This window comes from Desulfitobacterium dehalogenans ATCC 51507, from assembly GCF_000243155.2.
Classification (GTDB): Bacteria; Bacillota; Desulfitobacteriia; order Desulfitobacteriales; family Desulfitobacteriaceae; genus Desulfitobacterium; species Desulfitobacterium dehalogenans.
In genome coordinates this window covers 2,784,882-2,810,253 of record NC_018017.1, presented here as the reverse complement: position 1 = coordinate 2,810,253, position 25,372 = coordinate 2,784,882, and the positions used below count along the sequence as shown (strand labels likewise).

Sequence of the window (25,372 nt, the reverse complement as noted above, 5' to 3'; positions counted from 1 at the left end):
TTAATCTTGAGTTTTCAGGATCAACGAAGTAAGGAAGCTTTTGTCCGGGCCAATGGCGTCCTTCCAGGTGGAGTCAACTCTCCGGTAAGGGCTTTTAAATCCGTAGGGCGAGAGCCAATATTTATTGCCAAGGGACAGGGCGCGCGTCTATGGGATATTGATGGCAATTCCTATCTGGACTACGTTCTGTCCTGGGGGCCGCTGATTCTTGGTCATGCTCACCCGGCGGTAGTCGATGCTATTAAGGCTGCCGCAGAGCGAGGAACCAGTTATGGAGCGCCCACTGAGATCGAAACAGAATGTGCTGAAGAAGTGCTTAAAGCCTTCCCTTCTATGGAAATGGTCCGTATGGTCAGCTCCGGAACTGAGGCAACCATGAGTGCGCTGCGTTTAGCACGGGGAGTGACGGGACGTAACAAAATTGTTAAGTTTGAAGGGTGTTATCACGGCCATGGAGATTCCTTGCTGATCAAAGCGGGAAGTGGAGCATTGACCTTTGGGGTCCCTACTTCTCCGGGTGTACCCTCCCCTATCGCTTCAGAAACTATCGTTGCTCAATTTAACGACCTGGAAGGTCTAAAAGAGATTTTTGAGCAATGTGGGGAAGATATTGCCGGAGTAATCGTCGAGCCGGTTACCGGGAATATGGGAGTTGTTTTACCTCAACCGGGTTTTTTGGAGGGCTTGCGCTCACTGACCCGGGAATATGGCAGCTTACTTATCTTTGATGAGGTGATGACCGGCTTCCGGGTTAGTTATGGAGGGGCACAGGGCCGCTTCCAAATCGACCCGGATTTGACCTGCCTAGGTAAAATTATTGGAGGAGGTCTGCCTGTAGCAGCCTATGGCGGAAAAAGAAAGTACATGGAGCAGGTAGCTCCCAGCGGTCCTATTTATCAAGCGGGAACCTTATCCGGCAACCCGTTAGCCATGGCGGCAGGACTCATCACCTTAAGGCTCTTGCAGCAGGACGGGGTCTATGAGGGACTCGAAGAGAAAACCACCCGCTTAGCTGAAGGCTTGAAGTCCATTGCCCAAGAATTAGGGTTCCCCATTTGGGTCAACTCCGTCGGAGCCATGTTCTCTGCGTTCTTTACCAATCAACCTGTCGTGGACTTTAAGAGTGCCTGCTCTTCTGATGTTGAACTTTTTGGGTCATTCTTCAGAGGAATGCTGGAGCGAGGGGTCTACTTAGCTCCCAGTCAATATGAAGCGGTATTCCTTTCTTCCGCTCATACTGATGAAGATATTGACTATACCTTAGAACAAGCCAGGGATGTATTTAAATCCTTGGGCTAAATTGTTGAGAAAGGATTAAACGGATGGAAGGTAAGAAAATTATTCGCATGATCATATCCATAGGTTTATTCGTGGCCTTGATTACCATAATTTTTGTTTCTCAAGGACACGATCCCAATAACCCCCATGCCTCAATTCCTAAAGAAGAGTGGATCAGCGGGGAAAAGGGTCATGGATTTGCGGTTATAAATAATCAAAATCCCCAAAAGCAATGTTATCAATGTCATGAAAAACAAGGTTTGGGCGGAAAGAGCTATTGCCTATCCTGTCATGACCCATCCAGGGTGGACTATAATCTGCCGGATTAATCCAACGCCATCAACCGAATTAAGCCGCCGGTCCTCGGACCGGCGGCTTTTTGATGAGGGTGCTCTGGGATTAGGGCAGATGGGCCTGTTTAATCAGCTAATCAATTTGGATACTGTAAGAAATACAGTCACAGCCCTCTTTGCAATGGAATAATATGGTATATAATTTCGTCTGCATGGGGGTATTCTATGGATAAGGATGAACGACTTCACTATTTAGACAGTCTGGAGAAATTAAGAGGCTCAAAGGTCCTAGTATACTTCGCTTATACGCCCCTCGATGATAGCATTCTTGTCCCCTTATACGAGCAGCTCAAAGCAATCGGGCATACAGAGAAAATTGATTTACTCTTGCACAGTTATGGTGGAGCAGTAGACACCCCCTATAAGGTTGTCATGCTGATTCGTGAGTTCTGCAACGAATTTGGCGTAATCGTCCCCTTTGTAGCCAAATCTGCAGCATCCATGTTAGTCCTTGGAGCAGATGAAGTTGTTATGGGACCCGTCTCGGAGCTGGGGCCCATTGATCCGCTGATTAAGCATCCTCTTTATAAGGACCTATGGGTTCCTGTTCAGGCGATTCGTTATTGCATCGATTATCTTCAGCGCTCCATCGAAGATAATCCCAACCCTGAACTGGTTACCGGCATCATAACTCCTATGATCAATAAACTTGACCCTTGGTTGATCGGAGATTACGAAAAAGCCTTGAAGGCATCTCATCAATACGCCGAAGCCCTGTTATCCCGCTATATGTTAAAGGACAATCCTGAGCTCGTTCCTGTGGTTACCCGGGCTCTGACGGAAGGTTATTTTTCCCATGGCTATCCAATTGGACGGCAGGAGGCGAAAGAGTTGGGGCTGCGGGTGACGGAAGCTGAGGATGAGCTTTGGGATGTAATTTGGAGCTTGTATCGGGGATATGAAGAACTTTTTAGCACTAGCGATAGTGGAGAGAGAGTCTGAATTCAGGCTCTTTTTTGCTGCAAGAAAGTAATTTCACGGTGCACATTAAGAATACCCAATAAAATCATATTGAAAAAGTGGACATAATCCTGTAGGATAAGGAATGTAAAGAGAATGCGATATTATTCACGTTCTATTGAATTTATTAAAACAAATACTTGTGGTATATTAGATTATGGAGGTGTAGGATTATGTTAGTAACATTTGGTATGGTAACCCCAACTGTAATGATCATTGTTTTAATTATTGCATTGGTTCTTTTCGGGCCTGGTAAACTTCCCGAGCTCGGCAAGGCTTTAGGACGAGGAATTTCTGAATTCAAATCAGCAACCAATGGTGAAGAGAAGGAAGAAAAGAAAGAAGTTGAAAGCTAAGAGGTTGAAAGCTAAGAAGTTTAACCCTAAGGCAACTGTAGTACACTTTCTTTTCTAAGTACTGTAAATTGATGGATCAAATATGCAAAAAGCAGGCAAACCAGCTGTGAAGTGGGTGCCTGCTTTTTTTCGCTATGGGACAGGGGTGATCCCCGAAATAGCAGCTCTCGTGAACCTAAACAAAAAGAACGTGTCGCTCTACATCTACAATAAATGATTCGCGATACGTCCTTATACCTACTTTGCAAATAGTTGAGCTAATCCTAGCGCTATTACTAGTCACCATCCATTTTTAACACCTCTTCAAGTATATTCAACTTTATTATATATGCTTTAGTATGGACAAGCAAATTATTTGTTATACATTTTTATACATAATATGTATTTGTATTAAAAAGGTGAGAATCAACTAAATTCCCAACTTATCCTGTAGTAATACAATAGGCTTGGGTTATCAATTACCCATTCATATACATCATTATTGCCAATGATTTTACGATGTATTATTTGTGGTTGCGATAAATTAATTTGAGCAAAACTATCTGCATAAACACATCTCTTGACACTTCTTACCATGTTGTTAGGGACACAAAGTCTTAATATTATTCTTTCCGTTGGATTTCTTACTAAATGTCCTATAATAGGTTGCATTATTTTTGATGAATCACCTAGTTCATATTTTAACTTAAAAGTTGTAGGTTCGTTTTTTTCTAAGGGTACATCAAATATGATTTTAGCCGTAGTCAACGAGCTAGCATCCTTGCATAGTTCTACTTTATGATTATGGGGCGATTCAAGAATTGGTGAACTAATATAATCACCTGTCCAGTTATGAGAACGTTTCATTTCACTTAAGTCTTTTAGAGCAAATATATTATAATTTGAAGAATATGCGATATTTTCCCGCGTTTTAAAGTGTAATTCTGTTTCGATCTCTTTGTAAACATAATCCATTGAGAGAGAAGGGAATCTAGGTTTGAATTTATTGGAGCTATTCTTATAGATCTGAAAGGATCCTACTAACATTGCTCCTATAGAAATCCCAGCAATCAGGTACTGCCAAAACAAAACAACTTCACTATGCCATAATGAAATTATATTTGCCGCAATTAATGACCAAAGACTAATGAGAATAACCCAGATAATAGATGCAGATAAACTAGATACAATGCCAACTTTATACTCCACAGCAAATTTCTTATCTAGTTTCATTATATCCCCTCTCAGTAATACCATTTTTTGTCTAATTGGTAGAATTCGGCATATTGAAGATAATTCCTTCTTGTAATAGGAGAATTATTGATCAAAGTTTAATTGCCTATTTTCGAGCAATAGTTCAATCCCTGGAGGTTGGGCTTTTTTGGTTTTTTTAGAGTAGACCCCCATGTCGCTGCCGTAGCCCCAGCAGAGAACGAAAAAGCTGCTGGGGCGGGGTTAGGGGAGGGAGGACTGGTTAAACTAAGACTAGAGTAGAATTTGAAAGCCATTAAGGAAGTGTATTTGTGGATATTGCCAAAGAAGTTTCTAATCCCCAATTGATTTATTCCTTTGTCAGGACCATATTTCCGGAGGTAAAGGCTCAGCTGAGCTTCTGGGAACAGAAAGCAGGTCGATGTCCCGACCGGGTACTTAGAGATCAAGCCCTGTCCAGTATAGCGCACAAAGAATTCCACTGTTTAGGAGGCAGCATTTATTCCCTGTATCCCGGTGTCAGGATTTCTGAGGTTATTGAGTTTGTGGTGGCGTATCAGACCATAAGCGATTATCTGGATAATCTGGTGGATGCTCTGGAGATTCAGGATGAACAAGCTTTTCGACAGCTCCATCTGGCCATGACTGAGGCTCTGGATGCAGGAACTCAGTGTTCCGACTATTATGCTTATTACCCCTATCATGAAGACGGGGGCTATTTAGTTGAATTGGTGCAGACATGTCAGAGAAGGGTTCAAAAATTGCCTTCCTACGGAGTGATTCGTCCTTTCATGATGGAACTGGCAGAGCTTTACTCGATGCTCCAAGTCACCAAACATTTGCATCCTGCTGAGCGTGAAAAGAAGATGTTATCCTGGTTAGATAAAGTAATCACCAAGTATCCGGGACTATCCGCCTGGGAGCTGGCAGCCGCTACGGGATCTACGCTGGGGACCTTTTGCCTTTTTGGCATGGCCTATGATCCTCGGCTTACGGAGAACGAGGCGAAAAAGACCAAAGAGGCCTATTTCCCATGGATTACGGGATTACATATTCTTTTGGATTATTTTATAGATCTTGAAGAAGATAGAAAGACCAACCAATTGAATTTTGTGGAGTATTATGGTTCAAAAGAAGAGCAGCAGGAACGGCTGCTGCTCTTCGTGGAGACTGCTCTTAATCGGGCCAGGTCTTTAAAATACCCTAACTTCCATGAAGCTATTATCAGAGGCTTATTGGCTATGTACCTATCCGACCAAAAAGGGAAATCCGGAGATTGCGGTCAAGTGACTCAGGAGCTAATAAGGGCGGGGGGAAGGCCTGTTAAGGTTCTGTATTGGATATGTCTTCAGCTAAGAAAAAAAGGTAGACTATGAATTGCGGTAAAGGATAGTATGGGTGAGCTTTATAAGGAAGGTCTTGGATGGTGAAGGGGGAAGGGAGTTCAAAGCCTGAATGGCAGTTTGGGCGCAATGCAAGGCGGTGGCAAAGGCTTCATCCAGAGCCTCCGAGGAAATAAGAGCCTGAATAATTTTCTGAACATCCGCAGGGGATAAATTTCGGGTTTGCAGGATATCTCTAGCCCAAGGTCCATAGAGGGGCTTGTCTAAAAGATAGATGACGGGTAAAGTAATATAACCATTGGCCAGATCTGCGGCTACGGGTTTACCTGTTACTTGGGGATTTCCAGTGAAGTCCAGTATGTCGTCAATAATCTGATAAGCATAACCGAGATTCATGCCATAATGACCGAGGGCTTCGATGGCATCCTGGGATGCTCCCACACTGGCCGCGCCGGAGCAACAGCAGCTTGCCAGAAGAATTCCTGTCTTTTGGGCAATCCGTTTAAAATATTGGCTGGGTTCAACCGTTAAGTTATAGCGTTGTTCAGCCTGCTCTACTTCACCATCACACATGGATTGGATGGCGTCTACCAGATAGGACATACTCGTAAGGAGATGTTTATTGGATAAGATGCGAAAGGCCTCGGCAAATACATAGTCCCCGGCCAAAACTGCAACCTGATTCCCTTCTTGAGAATTGATCGTCGGGACACCTCGCCGCCGATCCGAGTGATCGATGACGTCATCATGAATCAGAGAAGCCATATGAATTAATTCTGCGGCTACCGCAGCATCAAGTGCTGCCGAATTGAGAGGGCCAAAACACTGGGCACTTTGTAGTGTCAAAAGGGGTCTCAATCGTTTTCCTCCCGAGGCCAGGAGCAGGAGACAGGAGTCCTTGATGGTGTGACCGGCCTTCAGGAAAGATTCCCGAAGCCGATCTTCAACAATGAGCAATTCGGGAAAAGAAATAACGGGGTTCGAAGATTGGACTTCTTCTCCCGTTAATAATTCAAGGTTTGAAGATTTTATCGTGATGGGGGCCATATCCAGAGAAGCCATGAAATCAGTCCTTTGCACTAACCTTTTCTCTAGTATTCCATGTTGACGCAAAAGGATACCTCAAAGGATTGAGATCTTGAACGTGCTCTCCTTCTGGGCTATACTGAAGAAAGAAAACGATGGATGCTTGCGGAAATACATAGTCGTTAAGGAGGAACCGGTGATGCTACAGGGAAAAACAGCTTTAATCACAGGAGGGGCTACAGGAATTGGCCGTGCAATCGCTTTAAAGCTTGCCCAAGAAGGTGTAAATATTGCTATTAATTATTCTCGTTCCCGGGAAGATGCCGAACAGACTTCCGAGGAGATCAAAAAGCTCAATGTAGCCTGTAGGATTTACCAAGCCAATGTGGCAAAGGATCAAGAGATTCGGGAAGCGGTTAATGCAGTAGTCCAAGACTTTGGACAGCTGGATATTCTTGTCAATAGCGCAGGGATGACTCATTTTGTTGAACATGCCGATCTTGAAGGCATGAAAGATGAGTATTGGGACGAAATTTTTAGCGTCAATGTTAAAGGACTTTTTAATACCTGCCGTGCCGCTGCAGAAGCTTTAAAGAAGCAAAAAGGCTGTATCGTTAATATTACTTCCATCGCCGGTCTGACAGGATTGGGAAGCTCCATTGCTTACAGTGCTTCCAAAGCAGCTGCGATCAGTGTGAATAAATCCTTGGCTAGGGTCCTTGCTCCCGAAGTTCGGGTTAATTCGGTTGCCCCAGGGGTAGTCTTGACCCGATGGGTGAGCGGCAAAGAGGATCATATAACCCGGATGGCTGAGGGAACGCCCTTACAGAAGGTATGTACTCCGGAAGATGTGGCTGAAGTCGCCTATTCTTTAATCGCCCATGCAGGGTTTGTTACAGGTCAAACCTGGGTTGTGGATGGGGGCAATTTTATCTAATCTTGTTATAAGTTTTGATTATTTTTGCAGGATTAATGAGAGGATAGTATGTTCATCATAAGAGCATATATCCTTTTTTTTCGCAAACAAAAGTCCATCCCTAATCATCAAGGGATAAGGATTCCAACATACCTAAGGCTTTGGAGCAGTATTCCAGGATTTCGCGGCGGCGTACAATGCCGATAAAGATTTTTTGGTCATCCACTACCGGGATGAAGTTCTGTTCAACAGCTCGTGAGATAAGGTCTTCCATACGGGAGTTGATGGAAACCGGATAGTTTTGAATATGTTGTTCAATCTCTGTAAGTCGAATGGTATGGGTGTTTTGAAAGTCAAGACCGGGAGTATTTTTGAGCTTCCACAAGAGATCCCCTTCGGTAATCGTACCGAGGTAGTGACCCTGATCATCAATAAGGGGAATGGCTGAGTAGCGATGGAACTCCATTTTCTCTATGGCCTGACGCATGGTAGAATTGACTTTAAGGTAAATTACATCTTGCTTAGGTATTAAGAAAAAGGCAACATTCATGGTTTTGAACACCCCTCTTTATTTAACAAAAAAGATACATGGAGGATTCGACCGAGTAAGTAAGGAATTGAGATTCATTAGCCTGCCCTAGTATAGAGCAGCCTAAAATAATTTGCAAGATCTTTGTTAAGGAGAATTGATATGAAAGCAGCTTATTTGGATTGTTTTTCTGGTATCAGCGGGGATATGCTTCTAGGCGCCCTCGTTGATGCAGGATTAGATTTTAATCTTTTACAAAGAGATTTAGCAGGTCTGGATTTGGACGAGTATGAACTGTATGAGCAGAAAGTAATTAAACAGGGAATCAGCGGTACCCAAGTCCATGTTCACTCCTTAGAAGGCCATGTCCACCGCAATCTGTCGGATATTCGGGAGATCATCGGCAGAAGTGTTTTGCCTGCCCAAGTCAAAGACAGAAGCCTGGAGATATTCACCCGCTTAGGGAAAGCTGAAGCTAAAATCCATGGAACCGACATAGAACAGATTCATTTTCATGAAGTCGGAGCAGTCGATGCTATCGTGGATATTGTCGGAGCCGTAATAGGTTTTTGGCGTTTGGGAGTTGAAAAGGTGTTCTCTTCGCCAATTCATGTGGGGAAAGGCTTTGTCAAGGCTGCACATGGGCTGTTACCTGTACCTGCCCCCGCGACTTTGGAATTATTGACCGGAGTCCCGATTTATTCTCAAGATGTTGAGGGAGAATTAGCCACCCCCACCGGAGCTGCCATAGTCACAGCTTATTGTCAGGATTTTGGTCCATTTCCGAAGATTAAAGTGGAGAGAATCGGTTACGGGGCGGGAACGAAAGATTTAATTATCCCTAACCTATTAAGGCTGACTGTGGGAGAGCTGGCCAATGAGGATAGTCAACATGAAGGGATTCGGGTAGGGGAGGCTTTAACCCTGGAAGTAAATATCGACGATATGAATCCTGAGCTTTACGATTATCTCTTTGAAAAGCTTTTCCAAGGGGGAGCCATGGATGTCTATATCCAGGATATCCAAATGAAGAAAAACCGTCCAGCCGTACTTTTGACTGTGCAAACTCCTTATCATAAACTGGAGGAAATTCGCAGGATTCTTTTTGAAGAGACGACCACTATTGGATTACGGGTTTATCCTATAAAGAAATACATGCTTCCTTATGAGCTTCTTACAATTGAAACGAAGTACGGCTCAGCGCAAGTAAAGGTGGCTTTTTGGGAGGGGAGGGCCTGCACTGTGAGTCCGGAGTACGAGGATTGTCGCCGGCTTGCTCAACTAACAGGGAAACCCTTAAAGCATATCTACGAGGAGATAAAAGAGAAGGCAAAACAGGATATAATTATTACTAGATAGTAATGAGGTGGGAGTAGTCTCGATATTTTTCTTTATTCGACGAAATGTCTTATGGATTAATCGGGATAGATTCAGTAAAATAGATTTGTTAGTCTGTTTTAGTCTGTTATCAATAGAAAGGGAGTCAAATCTATGTGGAACCATCAATTGCTTAAGCTCATTGAGGATATGAGAAAAGAGCTTAATCAATTAGGTAAGAGAAAGCCTCTTACTGACCCTGAGGTTGTCGATTTAAGTCAAAAACTGGATAAACTTCTCAATGAATATTACCTTACAGCAAAGTAATTAATAATTGATATTTTAGCCCTATCAGCGGATAGGGTTTTTTTGTACCTATCAGATCCCCAATATAGTTTTTAACAGTAACCATAGCTTCTCTATATCCTTTGCTCCATATCCTGGACTCATAGCTGTGATCTTCCAGTGGCTTTTCGGCCTCAATGTCAACAAAAATCGAGCAATATTTTTATTTGCGTAGAACCCATCGACCATCATTTTACTCACTCCCTGCCTGCCCTCTATTTAATGTGTGCATATGGGGGAAGAGAAGTGTACAAGCTCTTAGTGTAAAAGTTAATTTTGTATATATAATTTCGTAGTAAGGAAAACTTTCATAAATAGATTCAAAATTATTCTATTGACAAGTAGGTTCAGCTTTCATATAATATACATTGTTACGCGGTCGTGGCGGAACTGGCAGACGCGCTAGATTCAGGTTCTAGTGAGTGTACGCTCATGGAGGTTCAAGTCCTCTCGACCGCACCATAATGAAAATGTCGAAACCCTTGAGGAATCAAGGGTTTTTTGTTTTTATGCTTTGATTTCATTTTGCTAAATTGCGTGTCAAAATTTAATGATTTCCTGAGGAGAAGATATTTCGGGACAGATTACAATTTTTAATTATTATAAATATAAATTTTTTATTAATCCTTTTATTTAGTAGTTCATTTTTTTAAAAAGCAAAAGTATAATGGTTTTAAAGCAGACGATAAAAAACTGAATGAATTGTTTTGATTCTTTGATTATGAGGCGATAGGACTAGTTAAAGGCTCATAGGACTAAAGGGAAAATATTTCGCAGTTAAAAAATAGAAGAGGATTAGAAATAATTTTGGCGAAATTGTATATACGTTTTGTTTAAATTGAGGCAAAATGGGTGCAATTGTAATACGGAAGCAGGAGTGTTGTATGCGATTAGTGAATATTGCCTATGTGGACGAAGGTGAAGTGCTTGCCCGGCCGCTGGTTAGTCCTAATGGAAAGGTCCTATTGCAGGCAGGAGTTAAACTCACCCGTAATTATATAGATAAGTTATCCCGTTTAGGGTTTGATACCATGTTTATTGAAGATGACACATTTCAGGATGTGGAGATCTATTCTGCCGTATCCACCAAGACACGTGAAATTGCATACGCATCCTTAGAAAATTTAGGCAAAAATCTTAATGAATCGCAGCTTCATGCCGTGAATCTGGATGAAGTTAAAAAGGCAGTACAAAACATCATCGCCGACCTTCTCTATAGCAAGGATATGTTGGGAAATGTTATGGAGATTCAGGGTTATGATGATTATACTTTTCATCATTCGGTGAATACCACAATTATCGCATTAATTATGGGGATATCCATGGGCTGGAATAATGGGAAACTGCTGGATCTTGGTATGGGTGTGCTCATGCATGATGTGGGTAAGATAAAAATTTCACCGGAGATTCTTAACAAGAAGGGACCTCTTACCCCTGAAGAGTTCGAAGAGATTAAGAAACATGCTGAATATGGATTTGAGATCCTCCGCAAAAATCAGGATATTAATTTATTATCTGCACACGTCGCTCTTCAGCATCAAGAGCGTTGGGATGGCAGCGGTTATCCGAGGGGATTAAAGGGGACCCAGATTCATGAATATGGCCGCTTGGCAGCTGTCGCGGATGTTTATGAGGCGTTAACCAGCAAAAGGGTATATCGGAATGCTCTGCAGCCTTATGAGGCTTATGAATACGTTATCGCCAATTCAGATAAACTTTTTGAACCTAAAGTAGTACAAAACACCTTTTCCAAATGCATTACACCCTATCCTACAGGTTCAGGGATCCGCCTCACCAACGGCCTTCGTGGGAATGTAGTAAAGCAAAATTCCTCTTTTCCCACGCGGCCTTATGTCCGAATGACCCATGAAGGAGAGGTTCGACTCATTGCTCCAATTGATTATAACTTAGTGGAACACCCTTCCTTGCTCATCGTCGGCATAGAGAATAAGTAAAGATGAAACATAATCCAGTATAATATATTTTAAGATTTCTTGCTGAGCTTGTTCAGGGGTCTCATTTGCAACCTGAATAAGCTTTCTTTTTAAAAGAGTTTATCATATATGATGCAGTAGAAAAGTTAAGGAAGATGATTATATGAAGTTTATCTTGACTAGCAACATTAAGGACAATGACACATTGAGGCATAGTTATAACAGTTTAGCTGAGAAAACCTTTGGCCTATCCTTTGAGAAATTTTATCAGAACGGATATTGGACAGATAAATATATTCCATATTCCTTAGTTGATAATGGAAAAGCAATAGCTAATGCCTCTGTGAGTATTATAAAATTTCTGCACTATGGACAAGAAAAGCTATGCCTTCAAATCGGTACTGTAATGACAGATATTGATTATAGAAATCAGGGTTTGTCGCGCTATTTAATAGAAACCATCCTAAAGGAATGGAAAGACAAGTGCAATAGTATTTACCTTTTTGCTAATGATAGCGTTCTTGACTTTTATCCTAAATTTGGATTTGAAAAAGTCATTGAATACCACTGTAGTAGTCCAATTACTCCAACAAAAGGACATGTAAGGAAACTTGACATGGGGAGTGCAGATGATCGCGCTTTCAATGGAAGACAACTATGGATTACTCATGTTTTATTGTACGTCCTTTATGAAAGACTGCATATACTTCTTGGAAGATTTCGATACTGTAATAATTGCTTCCAATGAAAATGCGGTTATAACCTGTTACGATGTTTTTGGCAGCGGTGACCACGCTCTCCTTGATGTAGTATCTAGAGTGGCAGAACATCAAATAAGCACAGTAGTTTTTGGTTTTACACCTATAGCGAATACTACTTTTAATTCTCAAGTTCTTATGGAAGAGGATACAACACTTTTTGTTTTAAAAGGAAAAGATAATTTATTTGTGAACAATCAGATGATGTTCCCTCTTTTGTCCCATGCATAATCGATGATTAATCATGCTGAACATTTTGAGGATAAATCAATACAACCTAAAAACATCTTCCAAAGTTAAGAGAAATTTGTTATGATAGCTTTGATTATATAAAGGGTGGTGGCTTGATGTCGTCTATTCGCTAAGATAATGAACAATAAAAATTTTAGCTCTCATATCACGAGGGGTTTTTGTTGTGCTTATTTTGCGGATAGATAAAGCTTAGGCTACCTGTAATTGATTGAAAAAATTATAGGTTATTTACGCAGGGGAGCCAAGTGAACATGAATACATGTTAACTTGGTGACTGTCGCAATAATGTGAGAAACTCGCAAAGCGTTTTTCTTTATGTTAGTGTGCTATAAGCAAGCAGATAGCTCTAAGTGATAGAGTTATCTGCTTTTTTGTTGTTCAGAATGTTACTTTATTGAAATAATTTATTTTAATCAAAAGGAGAAAGATATTTAATTATGATCAGAGATTTTAAAGAAACCGATATCGAAAAAATTATGAAGATATGGCTTAATACGAATATTAGGGTGCATCATTTTATCGACAGCAGCTATTGGATAAACAGCTATCCCACAGTTGAAAAAATGTTGCCGCAGGCGACTATTTATGTGTATGATTCCAGCAGTCAGATACAAGGGTTTCTTGGACTGAATGGAGATTACATTGAGGGAATTTTTGTTGATGCAGAATATCAATCCAAGGGAATTGGCGGTCAACTGCTCAATTATGCCAAAGAGAGGCATAACAAACTTCTTTTGAATGTTTATCAAAGAAATGAGCGGGCAGTAAGATTCTACTTGAAAGAAGGATTTGTAATTTTGTCGGAACAGATTGAGGAGGAAACCAAAGAAAGCGATCTCACGATGGTATGGAAGCACAGTAGATTAGAGTCAAATCCAATTGAGTAAAGAAGAATTATTTAATGTTGAAGGCATATAAGGGAGGAAGCATTTTTATGAAGTTTAGTTCGGCGCGTTATGCATAGCAAAGGCTATCGCATAGCATCAAAAAATTGATACTTGTATAGCCTTTGCTCATTCCTGAACACCCAAATTAGGAGGAGCATAAATGAGCTATATCAAAGCAGCCGATGTGCTGCCCAAAGAAATAATAGATCTAATTCAAAAATATATTGACGGTGAATATGTTTATATCCCAAGAAAAGAAAGCAATCGTAAGGCATGGGGAGAAAACACCAAAGGCAAAGAGATGATTCTTTTCAGAAACATGGAGATTTACGAAAAATATACAGAAGGAATGCCGGTTGACCATCTTTCGGAAACTTACTATTTATCACCGAAAAGCATACAGAAAATTATTGCAAAATTTAAACTGGAGAACCAGTAAACAAAGAAGCGCCATGGCGCTTCTTTGTTTCTGAAACGTCAATTCGGTTGCTCCTATGAGTAAACAGAATCTATACTATTTTATGAAAGAGTAAGTGCGCCCCAAAAGCCTGTCCCTTATTAGGAGGAAACTAAGATGAAGAAGAAAGCTACTGTTGTAAATATCATGAATAAACAAGTCCAAGTATTAGCGGAAGGTGAAATCATTTCCTGCCTGCTTCCTGGCTCTTTGGTCTCGAAGAAGAATGCATTGATTGTTGGTGATCAGGTTGAAATAGGACTTGCTGGGAATGATCAATATAAACTGATTCAAGTTCTGCCAAGAAAAACTGCCTTATATAGGGGAAATCGTCGTTCCACAGAAGAGAAAGTCCTGGTAGCAGCGAATGTTCAGTATCTTTTGGCGATCGTGACCGCCGATTACCTGCTCAATCAGGCAGGTTATTTGGAAGCGGCGATTATCGCCGCCAAACGAGCAGGAATTCAAGTCGGTATATTTATTAGCAAATGGGATTTAATTGGGGAAAGCACTCAGGCTCTGTTAGAAGCCAAACTGGCTCTGTATCAAACTTCCGTCGACTTCGTATTTGTAGGTTCAGCTCGTGAACGGCAAGAAGAACTAATTAAAACAGTTGAGGGAAAAACTGTGGTTGTTGTTGGTGATAGGTCTTGCGGCAAAACGTCTTTGATACATGGGAGTCTAAACGAACCATTAGAAAAAGAAGATTCCCGCTGTACTATGTCAAGCACTCATACCAGTGTTTTGCAGGTTGGCTCCAGAGGAACCTTATGGATTGATACACCGGGCTTTCGCGATTTTGCCCTGCAGGAAATTTCCGTGGAGGAACGAAACGCGGTATTCCCTGAAATAGCGCAACTCATTGAAGGTTGTTATTTTAGGAACTGTACGCATGTCCACGAGGAAGGGTGCCAAGTTCTTGAGGCGCTTCGCGCGAAAAAACTCAAAAGAGAACGATATGATGCTTATCAGAAAATGGCGGATACCAGAGTCGTTACATGTACTTCCCCTAGAACTGATTATCGGCATTCAGCTTGTACAGAGAGCTTTACATGCAAGGCATGTGGGACGCTTGTCGTGCCGGAAGGTGCTGGGAGCCAGCATCGCAACCATTGCCCGAAGTGTTTATCGAGCGTACATGTAGACAATGAGCCGGGCGACCGTGCTTCCCTGTGCAAAGGAATAATGGAACCGGTCAGTGTGTGGGTGCGTAAGGGCGGTGAATGGGCGATTATTCACAGATGCCGAACGTGCGGCACTTTGAATTCGAATCGAATTGCAGCAGATGATAATCCGGCCCTGCTCATATCCATTGCAGTTAAGCCGTTGGCTATGACACCATTTCCCCTCGATAAATTGTCAATTAAAGATGGCTGCAGCGAAATTAGTTTTGGTAGATGATGAGTCCATTTCAGGTGAATATGAACAATACGGTGAAAGTGCGTTTCCAGGCCATGGAAACGCACTTCCTAATTTTCAATATTGAAATGATGCTTTTTTTGTTGTATCTAAGTCAGTAATGCAGAGAGATCCTCGGCCTGATGTACGGGTTTGTGGCAGGCGTAATTTTGACATAGATAAGCGGTAACCTTGTCAGAATCCAAAGGATAATCCTTTAACCAGGGGATAAGCTCAGAAAGGGTACCATCTTCATAGAGAAGAGTAGTATAGGGACGGAATTCTTTAAAAATCATAGTCCTCATGTTCCTTAGCTCAGGCTGCTGCAGAGAGCCGGCCAGGATAATCTCCCTGCTTTCCTGGAGAGCGAACTGGATGGCTTGCAGAAAAGCGCTATATCCTGAAGGGTAAGTTGAAAGAGTGGATCTAAAAGCCATTATCTGTTCAGATGCCCTTTTCTCCAGATCCCCATCTCCAGTAAGCCGGGCAAGCCGAATCAGATTTAGGGCAGAGACGGAGTTCCCTGAGGGAGTTGCCCCATCATAGATTTCTTTCGGGCGGATCAGCAGTTCCTCAGCGTCTTTGCCTGTTAAGAAGTATCCGGTCTTTTCCGAATCCCAGAAAAGTTCATCCTGCTGACGTTGCAGCTTTAGAGCGAATTCCAGATACTCCTTTTTTCCGGAAACCTGATAAAGTTCGATGAGCCCCCAGATTAAAAAGGCATAATCATCCAAATAGCCTAAATGGGCGGAATCGCCATCCCGGTAGCGGGCCAACAGGCGTTGATTGGGGTAGAGGTTTTTTTGGATAAAATGAACGGCTTTCTCTGCTCCTTCACCGTAGGCGGGATCGCCAAGGATTTGGGCACCTTTGGCTAAGGCGGCGATCATTAATCCATTCCAGGAGGTGAGGATTTTATCATCCTTGTGAGGATGGATTCTTTTCTTGCGGACAGCAAAAAGCTTTTTCCGGGATTCTTCGAGGTGTTTCTTGAGGCTTTCAGGAGATTGATTCCATTCTGACTCCAGAGCTTCCCAATCCGTATCCAGAAGATTGGGGATATTTTCCCCTTCAAAATTGCCTGCCGGGGTGATTCCGTAGGCCTGGCAATAGAGCCGGCCTTCTTCGTCCCCAAGAATTTCGTGGATCTCCTGGGGAGCCCAGACATAGAATTTTCCTTCCACTCCTTCGGAATCCGCATCTTCTGCAGAATAAAAGCCTCCTTCCGGAGCGGTCATATCCCGGAGGACATAAGTGAAGATTTCCCGGGCCTTTTGCTTATCATGAGGGTTATGTTGGACTTGGTAGTTCTCAAGATAGGCAATGGCTAACAAGGCATTGTCATAGAGCATTTTTTCGAAATGAGGAACAAGCCAATGACGGTCCGTACTGTAGCGGGCGAAGCCAAAGCCCACATGATCATAGATCCCACCTTGTCCCATGCGCTCCAGAGTGGTACGGACCATAAGGGCGGCCTGCCGGGCCGCGGAGTCATCCCCATGGTCATGGGCATAACGCAGAAGGAAGGTTAAATTATGGGGGGTGGGGAATTTCGGTGCCCGCCCAAATCCCCCATAGTGGGGATCAAAGGACTTTTGCAAGGTTTGAAAGGCTGTGTCCAGAATCTCCTTTGCCCAAGGAATAAAATCGTCCTTCTGAGCAGGAGTCAGTGAATCCACAGAGGGCTCTTCACGAGAAGTAACAGCCTTATAGATGGCTTCAGCCGAGTCGCGAATCTTTGGCTTATCTTTTTGCCAAAGCTCTCCCAGCTGGGACAAAAGATCGAGAATTCCTGGTCTCCCGTAGCGGCTTTCTTTGGGGAAATAAGTCCCGGCATAGAAAGGCTTCCGCTCATCAGGAGTCAGAAACAGGGTCAAAGGCCATCCCCCTGAGCCAGTGAGAGCCTGACAGAATTCCATATAGATATGGTCTACATCGGGGCGCTCTTCCCGATCCACTTTAATGGGAACAAAGTAACGGTTAATGAGTTGGGCGACCTCCTCGTCTTCAAAGGATTCCCGCTCCATGACATGACACCAATGACAAGTCGCTTAGTATAGACAACTACGAATACCCAATAGATAAAAATATCGGCTTATCTTCGGCTTTTGCTTTAGCAAAAGCTTCTTCACTCCAAGGGTACCAATCGACGGGATTATAAGCGTGTTGAAGAAGATAAGGAGACTTTTCATTGTTTAATCTATTGGGTATGCTTTTAACGTTTGTCATAGGGCATCACCTCCTTGTTTTATAAATTTCTTATATTATCTCACAATGGGCAATGAATATGTTATGGCCGCTATAAAATCTTCTTAGATGATGGAATATGTGAGAAACAAGAGTAGCTACATGAGTGACAATAATGAGAATCGGAGAATTTTCTTCCGAAACGTCCGAAAAGGTCGGAGAAAAAAATTCTTACTATAACCCGGATCACGCAACGACCTAGGCCAAAGTTAACTGCATGTTGAAACTTCCAGATCCGTTCAGCTGTGCAGCCTATTGCGAGTAGAAATAATTCTGCGAAAAAAATGTGGGACTCCTAGTTAATATTGACGTTCTTCGATATGAGTCATATAATAAACATATTGATAAAAGTAGATTTGAGGTATTGATATGGAAAATAAATATCAAAATAACGCAAAAATTTTTAAAGCACTCTGCGATCCAAATCGGCTCATGATTATAGAGATGTTGCAAAGTGCTGAGAGATGTGCCTGTGAAATCCTCGAGGATATGAAGGTCGGGCAATCAACCTTATCACACCACATGAAGATTCTTTGTGAATCCGGACTTGTGGATAGCCGAAGGGAAGGAAAGTGGATGTACTATTCTCTTGATAAGGAGGGATGCGAAGCTGCCAAAAATCTGTTGGATGAAATAATAAGCCAAAAGGAAAATAATAATGTAGGAGGTCGCCAATGTGAGTGTTAAAGACCCAGAGAAATTATTAATGCTAGATCACTTTCTCTTGCCAAGTCTTGCTAAGAAAAAATATAAGGAGATTGGGAAAGTTGCCCAAAATAAAAAGGTTCTCCGTCCGTCTTTAGTTCAAAACTGGATAATAGGTCCTGTGTTGATATGTACAAAGTAAAGGTTGCTTTCATCTGTGTTCATAATTCTTGCCGTTCACAGATGGCAGAAGCCCTTGGTAAAAAGATGGCTTCCGATGTATTTGAGCCCTATTCAGCGGGCACTGAAACCAAACCTTCTATCAATAAAGATGCGGTCCGAATTATAAGACAGCTTTATGATATCGATATGGAAAAGACGCAGTTTTCCAAGCTTATCCAAGATATCCCTCAACCAGATATCGTGATTACGATGGGATGTAATGTCTATTGTCCCTATGTACCCTGCAAATACCGAGAAGACTGGGGTTTGGAAGATCCAACCGGAAAAAGCGATGAAGAATTTATTCTCACGGCAAGAATAATAGAAAAAAAGGTTTTAGAACTGAAAGAACGGTTAACTAGCGGCTGAAATTAATGTCTAAGTGAGGAAGAGGTGGAGTATGTTATCCATCGAAACGAATAGAGAAATTAAGATCATGCAGACATCAACTCAATTAACCTTTCACGATAGATTGGGTTCGTGGAAGGCTCGTTGGGGTATTAACAGAATGAATTATAAAGTAGAGGCGGGGCTTTATCGTGTGGGAGACCCTAATGAGAATTCCCCGGTTCTCGTTACAGCCAATTACAAAATGAGTTTCGATAGTTTGCGGAAAGAGTTATCAGGCCTGGACACTTGGATTTTGGTTCTTGATACTAAGGGAATAAATGTATGGTGTGCTGCCGGCAAGGGGACATTTGGAACAACAGAGCTCCTTAATCGTTTAGCGATTGTGCAGCTTGATAGGGTTATTTCACATCGAACGCTTATCTTACCTCAGTTAGGAGCTCCGGGTGTAAGTGCCCATGAGATTACAAAGTATTCCGGGTTCAAGGTCATTTATGGGCCGGTGAGAGCCAAAGATTTAAAAGAGTTCATTCAAGCGGGAATGAAAGCCACGCCTGAAATGAGAAAGGTGCGATTTAGTGCGTATGATCGTCTTGTTTTAACACCGATTGAACTTGTGGGCACGTTAAAGGCATCCTTAATGATTTTTGGAATACTTTTTTTGTTAAATCTTATGGGGCTTGGGCCTTTTGGTTTGGTCGACTTTTATGGATATATGGGTGCCGTAATTATCGGCTGTGTATTGACGCCGGTATTGCTACCCTGGATTCCAGGGCGGGCCTTTGCGTGGAAAGGTTGGTTATTGGGACTGGTTTGGACTGTGTTTGTTAATGCCACTAATGGATGGCCCTATGACCCACAATACAGCATGCTTCAGGCTCTTGGGTATGTACTTGTTTTTCCTGCAGTTTCTGCATATTTAGCCATGAATTTTACTGGTTCTTCAACGTACACTTCCTTCTCAGGGGTTTTGAAAGAGATGAGGATAGCAATCCCGGCTATAATTGTATCAATTTTTATAGGTTGTGTATTGATTTTAGTCAATAGTTTTATATAAGAATTAAAGGGAGATTAAAGCATGAAGAATCAATATTTAAGAAACGTTTCAACCTTGAAATTGGAACAAAGCCTATGCACAGGCTGTGGAAAATGTATCGAAGTTTGTTCTCATCAGGTTTTTGCGATCGTTAACAGTAAATGTTCTGTTGTCAATAAAGACGGTTGCATCGAATGCGGTGCCTGTGTTAAGAACTGTCCGTTTCTTGCATTAGAGGTCAAGCCTGGCGTAGGTTGTGCTTCAGCTATTATTAAAGGTTGGTTGACTGGCACAGAACCTAGCTGCGACTGTTCTTCTGATAGTGGAAGCTGTTGTTAAGTTGATACCACAACAATTCTTAGTGAATTTACAACATTGCATGGTTGCATAAGTACTAATACTCGAAATTTATGTAGTGAGCTCCCTGCTTTTGTCTGTGAATTTCACGATCCCTGGCCCGTCGGCATATTCTGCATTAGATCAATTAAGGAAAGGGCGGGCATAGGGAGTGAATGATTTAGCAACCGAACGGACGCCGCTGGTGATAGCGGCTGAAATAAATATGATTACCCACCAAACCAAAAAAATTCTGCTTGCTAGTGCCGTTGAAATCGGCCGCCGGCTGAAAGAAGCGAAGAGCTTGGTCAAGCATGGGGAATGGGGTAAGTGGCTGGAAGAGTCGGTGAGCTATTCCCAGCAAACTGCCGGGAGACTGATGAAGCTCTATGAAGAGTATGGGTCCAGCTTCCCTGACGGATCCGACAGCTCAAATTCGTCACCAGGGGTCTGTTGACAAAAGCACAGATGCTTGTCAGCCAACATCGAGATATGACAAGTAAGTTTAAGATTAGATCATTTCGAAATTACTCATCTAGATGACTCGTCTCAAAACCGGCGTTTTTTCACCATCACTCCCCTTAGACCCTAGAAAATCAAAGGGTATCTCCTTCGACATGGTATAATGGTGTAGGGGGTGGCGCCAATGATGAAAGAGCAACAACACAAACAAAACCGGATGCTTTGTGTCTTTATGGAGGACCTCGTGCCGAAAGGGCACTTTCTGCGCAAGCTGGACGCAGCCATAGATTTCAGCTTTGTCTATGACATCATGAGACCGTTATACAGCGATAAAGGAAGACCGTCGATTGATCCGGTTGTTCTGGTAAAAATGCTCCTGATCGGCTACCTCTACGGAATAGACTCCGAACGGAAGCTGGAACAAGAGATCCTCGTCAATATCGCCTATCGTTGGTTTCTAGGTCTTGACTTAGAAGATAAGGTTCCGGATCACTCGGTCTTTTCTCAAAACCGCAGACGCCGGTTCAAAGATACGGAAGTGTTTCGGGAGATCTTTAACACCGTGGTTGAGCGTTGCGCCGAAGCAGGACTCATCGGCGGTGAATGCGTTGTCATGGATTCCACCCATATTAAAGCCAATGCCGCTAACGGACATGCAGAGAAAGTCCTTCTTGTGGAAGGTCCCAATGACTACTGGCTCAAGCTCAACGACGAGCATGGCGGTCATATCCGGCAAAAAACAGAAGAGGCAGACATGACCTTGACGGTTAAAAAAAAGTCTCTCTCTGATCCTGAAGCCGGGTGGATGCACAGACATCCCAAGCCGGCAGGCTTTCACTACCTTTGCCATCAAAGCTCAGATATCCGCTATGGTATCGTAACCGACGTCCATGTCACGCCGGGGGATGTGACCGACGCCCCCTATTGTGTGGAACGGATAGCTTACCAAAAGAAAGAATGTCGACTTCCTTTCCGCTATGCGGGATTGGATAGCGGCTATGATACAGTGGCAGTTCATCATGGATTACATCAGCTTGGAATAAGAGCCTATATCCCTGTCAATCCTGGTCATACAGCCCATTGGCGTAAAGAAAGAGGACTGTTTACCATTGAGGATTTTCACTATGACGTTCAGAATGACCGTTATATCTGTCCTAACGACTGCACACTGCGTTACATAGGTGTAAGAAAAGCACATTACAGAGTGGGTAAAAACTATGTCACACGATCAGAAGATTGTAAAAACTGTCCTTTGAAAAGTCAATGTATTGCCGGGAAGGCGAATTACAAAGAAGTCAGACGGGATTTCTATCAAGAAGATCAGGAACGCCATCACGCCTTAGTCGGAACAGCCTTATACCGCTACGTCATGCGCAAGCGGCAGGTAATATGTGAAGGGAATTTTGCTCTTCAAAAGCGATGTCACAATCTAAGGTTCACTCGCAAGCGAGGCATTGAGAAAGTCCAGGAACAATGCCTCTTTTCGGCAATGGCCCTGAACCTGAAAAGATTGGTGAAGTATGGGACAGCACCGCTCAGGCCAGCTGTCTCCTATCCGCAAATTAAGCTGAGGATAGTAAGTCTGCAGAGAAATCTCTCAGTTAATTATTGTTGATGGTCCTTAATCGCTATGATTTACCCTATTTGTCAACAGACCCAATTTAGGCAATTTACCTAAATCCAATCAAGGATTAGCCAAATGGCTAATCAAATGGAGGAGGAGCAAACTGCTCGGCAATTGGCTGCAAAAACATGTGCTGATCGAATACTCGCCATTTTTAGAAATGGTTGCCAGCCTTCATGTTTTACAGGATCCGGAACACCACCTGGGGAGACTGAACTGGGCACGGGAAACAGAGGCCTTACTTTCCCATGCTCTGAAGACTGGGAATATCAATTTGTTCTAAACTAAATTTCCACAATATTCATGCTCTGGAAAGGAATATAACATAAGGATGACGAAATAGAGTAGTAAATAAGGTGACTTCTATTAGAAATAATGTAAAGGAGTGAAGTGTATGAGTTTATTTAAAAGGGTAAGTGACAACATCAGGGCCAATCTTAACAGCTTGCTGGATAAAGCCGAGGACCCGGAAAAAATGTTGGATCAATATCTTCGCGATATGGAAGAGGATATCGCCGATGCCGAAGTGGCTGTAGCCAAGCAATTGGCAGTGGCCTGGAAATTCAAAGCTCAGTTGGATGATGCGGTGGCACTGGTCGAGAAACGTGAAGCTCAGGCTATTGAGGCCCTGCAAAATAACCGTGAAGATCTGGCCCGCAGAGCCCTTGAGGACAAAAATATCAATAAAGCCAAGACCGAGGAATACCGCCTGCAATACGAAAACAGCAGTTCCATGGCCGAACAGCTTCGCTCTGAGTTAAAAGATATGAAAAATGAATATGAGAAGTTGCGTGTTAAGCGGGATACCCTGATAGCCAGGGCCCAAGCTGCTAAAGCACAAAAAGAAATCTACGGGGCCACGAGCGGATTGAGTAAGGACAGCACCCGGAGGAATTTTGATAGAATGGAGGATAAAGTCCTGCGTATGGAAGCTGAGGCCAAGGTCGCGGGGGATTTAAAAGAAAAAGATCTTGATCAGGAGCTGGAGTCCCTGGGCAAGGATGCCGAAATAGAAAAGGAATTGGCAGCCTTAAAGGAACGCCTTATGGCAAAAAACGAGTAAGAGCCGGAGGTTAAATAGCGAGGGGAGGGGATAGTTATGCTGGAAGTATACTGGATGTGCTTAATCGGCGGAGTAATTTTCGCCCTGGTGAGTGTCATTTTTGGTGATGTATTAGGCGATATTTTTGATGGATTATTTGATGCTCTCTCCTTCGATAACGTTGATTTTCTCCACCCGATGGTTCTGATCGGGGGAATGACCATCTTTGGTGGTTCCGGGGTGATGCTGAGCCGATATACATCCATGGAGCCCGTTCCTGTCGCCCTGCTTTCCCTGATGATTGCTATTGCCCTCTCGATAGTGGTCTATTTCGCCTATGTGAAGCCTATGAAAAACAGTGAGAATTCCACGGGTTTTTCCATGAAGGATCTTGTGGGCAAAATCGGTGAGGTAACGGTTCCTATTCCGGTGGGAGGTTATGGAGAGGTGATCCTTAAGGTTGGGGCGGGCAATACCAACCAGATCGCGGCCACTCTTGATCAGTCGGACATACCTGCCGGGACGAGAGTCGTGGTGGGGGAAACAAAAGAGGGAGTGCTCTATGTTTTTCCTTATGATAAGGAGGAGATGTAATGTTTGATTTACTGGTTATTCCTATGATTGTGCTGGGGGTCATCATAGTCCTTGGGTTGGCCTTTTGGGCCAGATATAAGACGGTAGGGCCTGATCAGGCCATGATCGTTACCGGTTCTTACCTGGGCACCAAAAATGTTCATACTGATGAATCAGGCCGCAAGATTAAAATCGTTCGTGGGGGCGGGGCCTTTATTCTGCCTGTTTTCCAGCAAGCAAAATTTATCTCTCTGCTTTCACACAAGCTTGATGTAACCACTCCGGAGGTGTACACGGAGCAGGGGGTTCCGGTTATGGCGGATGGGGTGGCTATTATCAAAATCGGCGGTTCTGTGGAAGATGTGGCTACGGCAGCCGAGCAATTTCTGAGCAAGCCCGCTCAGGCCTTAAGTCAGGAAGCCCAGGAAGTTTTGGAAGGACATCTGCGGGCGATTTTAGGGACGATGACCGTCGAGGAAGTCTACCGCAATAGAGATAAGTTTGCTCAGGAGGTCCAGGGGTCTGCAGCCAAGGATTTACGGAAAATGGGTTTGCAAATCGTATCCTTTACCATCAAAGATATCCGCGACAAAAACGGTTACCTTGAGGCCTTAGGTAAACCGAGGATTGCTATCGTCAAGAGGGATGCTGAGGTTGCGGAAGCGGAAGCAGTGCGTGACGCCCGGATTCAGAAAGCGAAAGCCGATGAAGAAGGTCAGAAGGCGGAGCTGTTGAGAGATACGAGCATCGCAGAAGCAACGAAGGAAAAAGAACTCAAAGTCGCTTCATTTAAGAGAGAACAGGATACAGCCATGGCAGAGGCCGATCAGGCCTATCATATTCAAGAGGCCCGTTCCCAACAACAGGTTACCGAAGAACAGATGAAGGTTTCTCTTGTCAAGAAAGAAAAAGAAATCGAAATCCAAGATAAAGAAATATTGCGCCGCGAGAAGCAGTATGATGCTGAAGTCAAGAAAAAGGCCGATGCCGATAGGTATGCCGTGGAGCAAGCCGCTGAAGCGGATAAAGCCAGAAGAATGCGGGAAGCCGATGCCCTTAAATACAAGATCGAGGCTGAAGCCAAGGCCAATGCCGAACAAAAACGCCTGGACGGTCTGGCCATAGCAGAGGCTGAAAAGGCTAAAGGAACTGCGGAAGCCGAAGTCGTCCGGCTTAAGGGATTAGCTGAAGCCGAGGCTAAGGAGAAACTAGCCGAAGCCTTTGAAAAATTCGGTCAGGCTGCCGTTTTGGATATTATCGTGAAGATGCTGCCCGAGTTAGCCGGAAAGATCGCCGAGCCTTTAAAAGCCATTGATAAATTGACGGTCGTCGATACCGGAACAGGGCAAGGAGCGGCTAAGTTAAGCAACTATGTCACCTCACTTATGGCAACTGCTCCGGAAATGCTCAATAATGTATCAGGAATCGATTTGGAAAAGCTGGTGAAGCAACTAACCGGTGAGGTTGTCGATTCTGTGGAGCCTGAGGATAAAAAAACAGACATGGAATAAGAGAATAGGAACGAGAACTAAAAGAC

At 43.2% G+C, this 25,372-nt stretch carries 26 protein-coding genes, 1 tRNA gene and 3 pseudogenes; 26 read left to right on the top strand and 4 right to left on the bottom strand.

Features of this window, described 5'->3' with window-relative positions; translation table 11 throughout:
• The first annotated feature begins 6 nt into the window (after positions 1-6).
• The 4 genes from hemL to tatA all read left to right on the top strand — a co-directional run bounded on the left by hemL (position 7) and on the right by tatA (position 2,947).
• Entirely contained in the window at positions 7-1,299 is a 1,293-nt protein-coding gene (gene hemL, locus DESDE_RS13540) for a glutamate-1-semialdehyde 2,1-aminomutase (protein WP_014794580.1), read from the top strand.
• Between the two features lie 23 nt (positions 1,300-1,322).
• Positions 1,323-1,607 carry a hypothetical protein gene (locus tag DESDE_RS13535; RefSeq protein ID WP_014794579.1) on the top strand — a complete coding sequence of 95 codons (285 nt, stop codon included), beginning with the start codon at positions 1,323-1,325 and terminating at the stop codon, positions 1,605-1,607.
• Positions 1,608-1,796: 189 nt separating this feature from the next.
• Complete coding sequence (locus DESDE_RS13530) at positions 1,797-2,573, top strand: SDH family Clp fold serine proteinase (RefSeq protein WP_014794578.1); 777 nt, start codon at positions 1,797-1,799, stop codon at positions 2,571-2,573.
• 191 nt (positions 2,574-2,764) lie between these two features.
• A complete protein-coding gene (gene tatA, locus DESDE_RS13525) occupies positions 2,765-2,947 on the top strand; it encodes a twin-arginine translocase TatA/TatE family subunit (RefSeq protein ID WP_014794577.1) in 183 nt (60 codons plus the stop codon).
• 405 nt (positions 2,948-3,352) lie between these two features.
• On the opposite strand, the gene DESDE_RS13520 is transcribed toward tatA, so the two are convergent.
• Positions 3,353-4,159 (bottom strand): hypothetical protein, encoded by an 807-nt coding sequence (locus DESDE_RS13520; protein ID WP_014794576.1) that lies wholly within the window; start codon positions 4,157-4,159, stop codon positions 3,353-3,355.
• Positions 4,160-4,449: 290 nt separating this feature from the next.
• On the opposite strand from DESDE_RS13520, the gene DESDE_RS13515 reads away from it, so the two are divergent.
• A complete protein-coding gene (locus DESDE_RS13515) occupies positions 4,450-5,514 on the top strand; it encodes a tetraprenyl-beta-curcumene synthase family protein (RefSeq protein WP_014794575.1) in 1,065 nt (354 codons plus the stop codon).
• Here the strand turns inward: DESDE_RS13515 and DESDE_RS13510 are convergent.
• Positions 5,509-6,543: a polyprenyl synthetase family protein gene (locus DESDE_RS13510; protein WP_014794574.1), complete on the bottom strand. Its 1,035-nt coding sequence runs from the start codon at positions 6,541-6,543 to the stop codon at positions 5,509-5,511. The genes DESDE_RS13515 and DESDE_RS13510 overlap by 6 nt on opposite strands.
• A 163-nt stretch (positions 6,544-6,706) precedes the next feature.
• Between DESDE_RS13510 and DESDE_RS13505 the strand changes: the two genes are divergently transcribed.
• Positions 6,707-7,444, top strand: coding sequence for an SDR family NAD(P)-dependent oxidoreductase (locus DESDE_RS13505; RefSeq protein ID WP_014794573.1), 738 nt, complete (start codon positions 6,707-6,709; stop codon positions 7,442-7,444).
• 100 nt (positions 7,445-7,544) lie between these two features.
• On the opposite strand, the gene DESDE_RS13500 is transcribed toward DESDE_RS13505, so the two are convergent.
• Positions 7,545-7,973: a CBS domain-containing protein gene (locus DESDE_RS13500; protein WP_014794572.1), complete on the bottom strand. Its 429-nt coding sequence runs from the start codon at positions 7,971-7,973 to the stop codon at positions 7,545-7,547.
• A gap of 141 nt (positions 7,974-8,114) precedes the next feature.
• On the opposite strand from DESDE_RS13500, the gene larC reads away from it, so the two are divergent.
• The 9 genes from larC (at position 8,115) to rsgA (ending at position 15,303) form a co-directional block, all read left to right on the top strand.
• The gene (gene larC / locus DESDE_RS13495; protein WP_014794571.1) at positions 8,115-9,311 is read left to right on the top strand and encodes a nickel pincer cofactor biosynthesis protein LarC; all 1,197 of its coding nucleotides are present in this window, start codon (positions 8,115-8,117) and stop codon (positions 9,309-9,311) included.
• 132 nt (positions 9,312-9,443) lie between these two features.
• Positions 9,444-9,596 (top strand): aspartyl-phosphate phosphatase Spo0E family protein, encoded by a 153-nt coding sequence (locus DESDE_RS13490; RefSeq protein ID WP_014794570.1) that lies wholly within the window; start codon positions 9,444-9,446, stop codon positions 9,594-9,596.
• 393 nt (positions 9,597-9,989) lie between these two features.
• A tRNA-Leu gene (locus tag DESDE_RS13485) sits at positions 9,990-10,076 on the top strand.
• 422 nt (positions 10,077-10,498) lie between these two features.
• Positions 10,499-11,569: an HD-GYP domain-containing protein gene (locus DESDE_RS13480; RefSeq protein ID WP_014794569.1), complete on the top strand. Its 1,071-nt coding sequence runs from the start codon at positions 10,499-10,501 to the stop codon at positions 11,567-11,569.
• A 142-nt stretch (positions 11,570-11,711) separates the two neighbouring features.
• Positions 11,712-12,296, top strand: a complete 585-nt coding sequence (locus tag DESDE_RS13475) for a GNAT family N-acetyltransferase (RefSeq protein ID WP_050981841.1) — start codon at positions 11,712-11,714, stop codon at positions 12,294-12,296.
• A complete protein-coding gene (locus tag DESDE_RS22590) occupies positions 12,259-12,537 on the top strand; it encodes a hypothetical protein (RefSeq protein WP_242831256.1) in 279 nt (92 codons plus the stop codon). The genes DESDE_RS13475 and DESDE_RS22590 overlap by 38 nt, the downstream gene beginning before the upstream one ends.
• A 458-nt stretch (positions 12,538-12,995) precedes the next feature.
• Entirely contained in the window at positions 12,996-13,445 is a 450-nt protein-coding gene (locus tag DESDE_RS13470) for an N-acetyltransferase (RefSeq protein ID WP_014794568.1), read from the top strand.
• 160 nt (positions 13,446-13,605) lie between these two features.
• On the top strand, positions 13,606-13,884 hold the full coding sequence (locus DESDE_RS13465; protein WP_014794567.1) for a CD3324 family protein: 279 nt from the start codon (positions 13,606-13,608) through the stop codon (positions 13,882-13,884).
• Between the two features lie 135 nt (positions 13,885-14,019).
• A complete protein-coding gene (rsgA, locus tag DESDE_RS13460) occupies positions 14,020-15,303 on the top strand; it encodes a ribosome small subunit-dependent GTPase A (protein ID WP_014794566.1) in 1,284 nt (427 codons plus the stop codon).
• 107 nt (positions 15,304-15,410) lie between these two features.
• Here rsgA and DESDE_RS13455 read toward each other — a convergent pair.
• Positions 15,411-17,529, bottom strand: a pseudogene (locus DESDE_RS13455) (thioredoxin domain-containing protein).
• Positions 17,530-17,916: 387 nt separating this feature from the next.
• On the opposite strand from DESDE_RS13455, the gene DESDE_RS13445 reads away from it, so the two are divergent.
• The 11 genes and pseudogenes from DESDE_RS13445 (at position 17,917) to floT (ending at position 25,346) form a co-directional block, all read left to right on the top strand.
• The gene (locus DESDE_RS13445) at positions 17,917-18,234 is read left to right on the top strand and encodes an ArsR/SmtB family transcription factor (RefSeq protein WP_014794565.1); all 318 of its coding nucleotides are present in this window, start codon (positions 17,917-17,919) and stop codon (positions 18,232-18,234) included.
• A gap of 19 nt (positions 18,235-18,253) precedes the next feature.
• Positions 18,254-18,382, top strand: a pseudogene (locus tag DESDE_RS21680) (hypothetical protein); the annotation flags it as partial.
• Positions 18,382-18,783, top strand: coding sequence for an arsenate reductase ArsC (locus DESDE_RS13440; RefSeq protein WP_014794564.1), 402 nt, complete (start codon positions 18,382-18,384; stop codon positions 18,781-18,783). The pseudogene DESDE_RS21680 and the gene DESDE_RS13440, both read left to right, overlap by 1 nt.
• 31 nt (positions 18,784-18,814) lie before the next feature.
• The gene (gene hgcA, locus DESDE_RS13435; protein ID WP_014794563.1) at positions 18,815-19,819 is read left to right on the top strand and encodes a mercury methylation corrinoid protein HgcA; all 1,005 of its coding nucleotides are present in this window, start codon (positions 18,815-18,817) and stop codon (positions 19,817-19,819) included.
• Positions 19,820-19,840: 21 nt separating this feature from the next.
• Positions 19,841-20,137 (top strand): mercury methylation ferredoxin HgcB, encoded by a 297-nt coding sequence (gene hgcB, locus DESDE_RS21265; RefSeq protein WP_014794562.1) that lies wholly within the window; start codon positions 19,841-19,843, stop codon positions 20,135-20,137.
• A 169-nt stretch (positions 20,138-20,306) separates the two neighbouring features.
• Positions 20,307-20,579 (top strand): annotated as a pseudogene (locus DESDE_RS13430) (DUF3102 domain-containing protein); the annotation flags it as partial.
• A 201-nt stretch (positions 20,580-20,780) separates the two neighbouring features.
• The gene (locus DESDE_RS13425; RefSeq protein ID WP_014794560.1) at positions 20,781-22,211 is read left to right on the top strand and encodes a transposase; all 1,431 of its coding nucleotides are present in this window, start codon (positions 20,781-20,783) and stop codon (positions 22,209-22,211) included.
• 139 nt (positions 22,212-22,350) lie between these two features.
• Positions 22,351-22,503 (top strand): DUF5937 family protein, encoded by a 153-nt coding sequence (locus DESDE_RS21675; RefSeq protein ID WP_242831255.1) that lies wholly within the window; start codon positions 22,351-22,353, stop codon positions 22,501-22,503.
• A gap of 111 nt (positions 22,504-22,614) precedes the next feature.
• Positions 22,615-23,283 (top strand): PspA/IM30 family protein, encoded by a 669-nt coding sequence (locus tag DESDE_RS13420; protein WP_014794559.1) that lies wholly within the window; start codon positions 22,615-22,617, stop codon positions 23,281-23,283.
• A gap of 36 nt (positions 23,284-23,319) precedes the next feature.
• Complete coding sequence (locus DESDE_RS13415) at positions 23,320-23,856, top strand: NfeD family membrane protein (protein WP_014794558.1); 537 nt, start codon at positions 23,320-23,322, stop codon at positions 23,854-23,856.
• Positions 23,856-25,346, top strand: coding sequence for a flotillin lipid rafts scaffold protein FloT (floT, locus tag DESDE_RS13410; RefSeq protein WP_014794557.1), 1,491 nt, complete (start codon positions 23,856-23,858; stop codon positions 25,344-25,346). The genes DESDE_RS13415 and floT overlap by 1 nt, the downstream gene beginning before the upstream one ends.
• Positions 25,347-25,372 lie beyond the last annotated feature (26 nt).

What these genes read in the sequence shown, in the direction of transcription:
- DESDE_RS13535 (WP_014794579.1), top strand. Translation starts at nt 1,323, where the DNA reads ATGGAAGGTAAGAAAATTATTCGCATGATCATATCCATAGGTTTATTC.
- DESDE_RS13530 (WP_014794578.1), top strand. Translation starts at nt 1,797, where the DNA reads ATGGATAAGGATGAACGACTTCACTATTTAGACAGTCTGGAGAAATTA.
- tatA (WP_014794577.1), top strand. Translation starts at nt 2,765, where the DNA reads ATGTTAGTAACATTTGGTATGGTAACCCCAACTGTAATGATCATTGTT.
- DESDE_RS13520 (WP_014794576.1), bottom strand. Translation starts at nt 4,159, where the DNA reads ATGAAACTAGATAAGAAATTTGCTGTGGAGTATAAAGTTGGCATTGTA.
- DESDE_RS13510 (WP_014794574.1), bottom strand. Translation starts at nt 6,543, where the DNA reads ATGGCTTCTCTGGATATGGCCCCCATCACGATAAAATCTTCAAACCTT.
- DESDE_RS13505 (WP_014794573.1), top strand. Translation starts at nt 6,707, where the DNA reads ATGCTACAGGGAAAAACAGCTTTAATCACAGGAGGGGCTACAGGAATT.
- DESDE_RS13500 (WP_014794572.1), bottom strand. Translation starts at nt 7,973, where the DNA reads ATGAATGTTGCCTTTTTCTTAATACCTAAGCAAGATGTAATTTACCTT.
- larC (WP_014794571.1), top strand. Translation starts at nt 8,115, where the DNA reads ATGAAAGCAGCTTATTTGGATTGTTTTTCTGGTATCAGCGGGGATATG.
- DESDE_RS13490 (WP_014794570.1), top strand. Translation starts at nt 9,444, where the DNA reads ATGTGGAACCATCAATTGCTTAAGCTCATTGAGGATATGAGAAAAGAG.
- DESDE_RS13480 (WP_014794569.1), top strand. Translation starts at nt 10,499, where the DNA reads ATGCGATTAGTGAATATTGCCTATGTGGACGAAGGTGAAGTGCTTGCC.
- DESDE_RS13475 (WP_050981841.1), top strand. Translation starts at nt 11,712, where the DNA reads ATGAAGTTTATCTTGACTAGCAACATTAAGGACAATGACACATTGAGG.
- DESDE_RS13470 (WP_014794568.1), top strand. Translation starts at nt 12,996, where the DNA reads ATGATCAGAGATTTTAAAGAAACCGATATCGAAAAAATTATGAAGATA.
- DESDE_RS13465 (WP_014794567.1), top strand. Translation starts at nt 13,606, where the DNA reads ATGAGCTATATCAAAGCAGCCGATGTGCTGCCCAAAGAAATAATAGAT.
- rsgA (WP_014794566.1), top strand. Translation starts at nt 14,020, where the DNA reads ATGAAGAAGAAAGCTACTGTTGTAAATATCATGAATAAACAAGTCCAA.
- DESDE_RS13445 (WP_014794565.1), top strand. Translation starts at nt 17,917, where the DNA reads ATGGAAAATAAATATCAAAATAACGCAAAAATTTTTAAAGCACTCTGC.
- DESDE_RS13440 (WP_014794564.1), top strand. Translation starts at nt 18,382, where the DNA reads ATGTACAAAGTAAAGGTTGCTTTCATCTGTGTTCATAATTCTTGCCGT.
- hgcA (WP_014794563.1), top strand. Translation starts at nt 18,815, where the DNA reads ATGTTATCCATCGAAACGAATAGAGAAATTAAGATCATGCAGACATCA.
- hgcB (WP_014794562.1), top strand. Translation starts at nt 19,841, where the DNA reads ATGAAGAATCAATATTTAAGAAACGTTTCAACCTTGAAATTGGAACAA.
- DESDE_RS13425 (WP_014794560.1), top strand. Translation starts at nt 20,781, where the DNA reads ATGATGAAAGAGCAACAACACAAACAAAACCGGATGCTTTGTGTCTTT.
- DESDE_RS13420 (WP_014794559.1), top strand. Translation starts at nt 22,615, where the DNA reads ATGAGTTTATTTAAAAGGGTAAGTGACAACATCAGGGCCAATCTTAAC.
- DESDE_RS13415 (WP_014794558.1), top strand. Translation starts at nt 23,320, where the DNA reads ATGCTGGAAGTATACTGGATGTGCTTAATCGGCGGAGTAATTTTCGCC.
- floT (WP_014794557.1), top strand. Translation starts at nt 23,856, where the DNA reads ATGTTTGATTTACTGGTTATTCCTATGATTGTGCTGGGGGTCATCATA.